Annotated in this window: 4 protein-coding genes and 1 pseudogene; 4 read left to right on the top strand and 1 reads right to left on the bottom strand. The window is 44.6% G+C overall.

All coding sequences use genetic code 11. The features are described 5' to 3' along the window. The 3 genes and pseudogenes from IM322_RS23805 to IM322_RS19775 form a co-directional block, all read left to right on the top strand. Positions 1 to 140, top strand: a pseudogene (locus IM322_RS23805) (RRXRR domain-containing protein); the annotation flags it as partial. Between the two features lie 119 nt (positions 141 to 259). Beyond that, positions 260 to 871, top strand: coding sequence for a DUF3611 family protein (locus tag IM322_RS19770; protein WP_002800798.1), 612 nt, complete (start codon positions 260 to 262; stop codon positions 869 to 871). Positions 872 to 873: 2 nt separating this feature from the next. Further along, entirely contained in the window at positions 874 to 1,215 is a 342-nt protein-coding gene (locus IM322_RS19775) for a DUF565 domain-containing protein (protein ID WP_286826680.1), read from the top strand. A 201-nt stretch (positions 1,216 to 1,416) separates the two neighbouring features. Here IM322_RS19775 and IM322_RS19780 read toward each other — a convergent pair whose 3' ends face one another. Then, entirely contained in the window at positions 1,417 to 1,605 is a 189-nt protein-coding gene (locus IM322_RS19780) for a hypothetical protein (RefSeq protein WP_287677064.1), read from the bottom strand. 244 nt (positions 1,606 to 1,849) lie between these two features. On the opposite strand from IM322_RS19780, the gene ftsH3 reads away from it, so the two are divergent. Beyond that, positions 1,850 to 3,703: an ATP-dependent zinc metalloprotease FtsH3 gene (ftsH3, locus tag IM322_RS19785; RefSeq protein WP_287077197.1), complete on the top strand. Its 1,854-nt coding sequence runs from the start codon at positions 1,850 to 1,852 to the stop codon at positions 3,701 to 3,703. The last annotated feature ends 598 nt before the right edge of the window (positions 3,704 to 4,301 follow it).

Consider the following 4,301-nt stretch of genomic DNA (forward strand, 5'->3'; position numbering starts at 1 on the left):
GTAAATATGGTGGCTCTACCACAAGACATGGGTTCCGTAAAGGAGATTTAGTTTCTTCTCCCAAAGGAATTGGTTATGTTAGTGGAGATACCGAAAAACAGTTATCTGTAAGCGATACCAGTTGGACACGATTGGGATAGATAGCTGTTAGCAAGATTCAGTTAATTCGTCGTTCTAACGGTTTAATTGTTTCTCGCTAACTTATATAAAGCCGCCCTCCGCTATCGCTAAAGGGCGGGGTTTCAGACCCACTTTTTCGATGAGAGACAAACAGTCAGAAATTACCAATATATCCACCCCTAGAGATTCTGATCTTTATTCCTTGCCTCCGGCCGTCCAACGGGCTGCTAATATCCTTTTACGTCAGGGAAGAATCGGTTTTTGGACGCAGATTGTCCTGGGCGTAATTTCAGGGGTTTTATTACTCATTGCTACCGCTAGTTTATTAGGGACGAGACAACGCACTTCTGGCATTGAAATCGGTGTTTTATGTGCCATTGGTGGGGCTGGTTTCTTGGTGGTTGCCATTTTCTTTTCCTCTCGTTACATGAAAATTGCCCGTCAAATGTTGAGGGGTGATCAAGATAGTCGCCCGAAAAAATCCGATACTATTCAGTTAATCCGTCAGGGTTTAATCGCTAATATTATCGGGATGTTTTTAACGATTTTGGGAGCGCAAGCGTTAGCGGGAATCGTCTTAATTAAATCCCTCAATGTTCCCCAAGGTACTTTTAATGTTGCCTCTAACCCCAGTCAATTTGTTAATTCGGTTGACCTGTTAATTGTGCAGGCTAATACTAATACAATTCTCGCTCACTTTACTGGTATCGTTACTTCTTTGTGGCTTCTTAATCGTATTACTTCTAAATAAATATGGCCATGCAACGCACCCGTTTAAGTACACTGGCTAATGTCACCAGCAGTCGATTTAATAGCTTTTTTGGTAATCCTTGGCGGCGGATTTCCCTACAGATAATTTGTGTTTTATTTGGAACTTTTGCAGGTCAGGCAATTGTCACCACTGCTGGACAAACTGCTCAATGGGATGTCACCGCTGCCGGTTTATTAGTGCTGTTTACGGAGGCGATTAGCCGGATTGTTTACCGAAAAAGTTCTCAGGCTAAACCCGCACCGATTCTGCGAGAATCTTTCAATTTACTAAAAATTGGTATCACCTATAGTTTATTTCTAGAAGCCTTTAAAATTGGCTCTTAAATAGGGCTTGCTGAATAAATCTAAAAACCTTGTTGGGTAAGGCTTTTAGACTTTTTTTCCCTCAAAAAGTACCAGATATGGGAGTGATCGGGGGAAAATTCCGGGACTTTTTCTCTGAAAATTAGGTAATTGACCACCTGAGAATCGGTAAAAACCTACACCCCACACCCTGTCCCCACAAGAAACTTTTTGCCGCAAACCCTAAATAGGGCTTGCTGAATAAATCTTAAAACCTTGTTGGGTAAGGCTTTTAGACTTTTTTTCCCTCAAAAAGTACCAGATCTGGGAGTGATCGGGGGAAAATTCCGGGACTTTTTCTCTGAAAATTAGGTAATTGACCCCCTCAAAATCGGTAAAACCCCACCACACCCCACACCCCACACCCCACACCCTAACCCCACCAACAAACTTTTTGCCGCAAACCCTAAATAGAGCATTTAATTGATTAATGCTCATTCTTAATTCTCCTGACGACCGACTACTGGCTCCTTGCTCCTCACCTAACGGAAGATTTTTGATTTTTGCAAGAGGTCTATTAAAAAAACTGTCCACTGTTCCTGAGAAACGTTAACATAAATTAACAACCCCTTAACAACCGATAAGATCATCCTCAATTTATCAGGAGTTCGACAGCGTGAACAAAAACGGTAATAACAAAAAATGGCGCAATGCGGGACTATATGCCCTATTGTTAATCGTAGTCCTTGCCTTGGCCTCAGCTTTCTTCGATCGCCAGCCGGCAGTCCAACAGACTTGGAAGTATAGTGAATTTTTACAGGAAGTGCGGGAAGGTAAAGTGGAAACCGTGCGCTTAAGTGCCGACCGGCAGCGAGCGATCGTACCCACCCAAGATGGAACGAATGTATTAGTTAACCTGCCCAACGATCCGCAATTAATCAACATCTTGGCAGAAAATAACGTTGATATTTCCGTACTGCCCCAAAGAGAAGAAGGAGTATGGGTAAGAGCCTTCAGTAGCCTCTTTTTCCCCATTTTGCTTCTTGTTGGTTTATTTTTCTTGCTCCGTCGCGCCCAAAGTGGCCCCGGTTCCCAAGCGATGAACTTCGGCAAATCGAAAGCAAGAGTACAGATGGAACCCCAAACCCAGGTTACTTTCGGTGATGTGGCTGGGATTGAAGGGGCAAAATTAGAATTAAACGAAGTGGTGGACTTCCTGAAAAATGCCGATCGCTTCACGGCAATTGGGGCAAAAATCCCCAAAGGAGTCCTTTTAGTCGGTCCTCCGGGGACAGGTAAAACCCTGCTCGCTCGCGCAGTAGCTGGCGAAGCAGGAGTCCCGTTTTTTAGCATTTCCGGTTCGGAATTCGTGGAAATGTTCGTCGGGGTGGGTGCTTCTCGCGTCCGCGACCTATTTGAACAAGCGAAAGCGAATGCACCTTGTATAGTTTTTATCGATGAGATTGATGCTGTCGGTCGTCAACGGGGCGCCGGTTTAGGGGGGGGTAACGATGAACGGGAACAAACCCTCAACCAATTATTAACGGAAATGGACGGTTTTGAAGGTAATACAGGTATTATCATTATCGCCGCCACTAACCGCCCTGATGTGCTGGATTCCGCTTTATTACGTCCGGGTCGTTTTGATCGCCAAGTGGTGGTAGATCGTCCCGATTACGCTGGCCGTAAGGAAATCCTTAATGTCCACTCCAGAGGCAAAACTTTGGCTCAAGACGTGGATCTCGATAAAATCGCCCGTCGTACCCCCGGTTTTACCGGTGCCGATCTAGCTAATTTGCTCAACGAAGCCGCAATTTTAGCGGCACGTCGCAATTTAACCGAGATTTCTATGGATGAGGTCAACGATGCGATCGATCGTGTCCTGGCAGGTCCTGAGAAGAAAAATCGCGTCATGAGTGAAAAACGCAAAACTTTAGTTGCTTACCATGAAGCTGGTCACGCTTTGGTGGGTGCTTTAATGCCGGATTACGATCCCGTCCAGAAAATTAGTATTATTCCTCGCGGTCGCGCCGGGGGTTTAACTTGGTTCACTCCTAGCGAAGATCGCATGGAATCCGGGTTATATTCTCGCGCTTATCTGCAAAATCAGATGGCTGTAGCTTTGGGGGGTCGTTTAGCTGAAGAAATTATCTTCGGTGAGGAAGAAGTGACTACGGGTGCTTCTAATGACCTGCAACAGGTGGCACGAGTAGCGCGGCAAATGGTAACTCGTTTCGGAATGAGCGATCGCCTGGGACCGGTGGCCTTAGGTCGTCAAAATGGTAATGTTTTCCTAGGTCGTGATATCGCTTCCGATCGAGATTTTTCCGATGAAACTGCGGCAGCTATTGACGAGGAAGTGCGTAACTTAGTGGAACAGGCCTATCGTCGCGCTAAAGAGGTTTTAGTCAATAACCGCACCATCTTGGACCAGTTAGCGCAAATGTTAGTGGAAAAAGAAACCGTGGACGCGGAGGAGTTACAAAATATCCTCGCTCATAACGATGTGAAAATGGCGGCTTTAGCTTAAGTTTTGTAACATTTTCTTGACAAACAGCATCCCGATGGGTGCTGTTTTTTTGTTCAACGAAAATTAATGACAAACTTAATAGCTGTTAATCGGGTGCATCTCAATTTTTGTCAATCTACTAATTTGGGATTTTTAAGCGGAAACTTTCTCCTAAAATTGGGCATTACTTTCGGTTTTATCACTCAATCCAAGCTTTTGGGGGGTTCTACCCCCCAAAACCCAGAGCGTATTAGTTTTTCGGTGGGATGCTTACAGATAGCTGCTGATATATCTGTAATAATTTAAGAGTTACTGATAATTGCTGATTGTCGATATTTCTGCAAATGTGGGATGCACCCCTGTTAATCAGCTTAAAAATACCCTGTTTAAATGCGTCTTAGCTTAACAGTCCTGTCTTTTCACCGTTCACTGATTACTGATTACTGTTCACTGATTACTGATTACTGTCATGTAGCATCGTTGACATCCTCGCCGCCCTAAAAGTGCGGCGATTCCTAAACCTCACGATTTAAGTTTCTGCTTCAACCACCGTTGCATACCACGGTTAAAAAACCATGTACTGTCTTACACAAAGTCCACAGACTTTCGCGACCTTTCA

Origin of the sequence: Microcystis sp. M109S1 (assembly GCF_020247025.1) — a bacterium.
GTDB lineage: Bacteria > Cyanobacteriota > Cyanobacteriia > Cyanobacteriales > Microcystaceae > Microcystis.

Excerpts from the sequence above, each read along its gene's own strand:
- IM322_RS19770 (WP_002800798.1), top strand. The coding sequence starts at position 260 with ATGAGAGACAAACAGTCAGAAATTACCAATATATCCACCCCTAGAGAT.
- IM322_RS19775 (WP_286826680.1), top strand. The coding sequence starts at position 874 with ATGGCCATGCAACGCACCCGTTTAAGTACACTGGCTAATGTCACCAGC.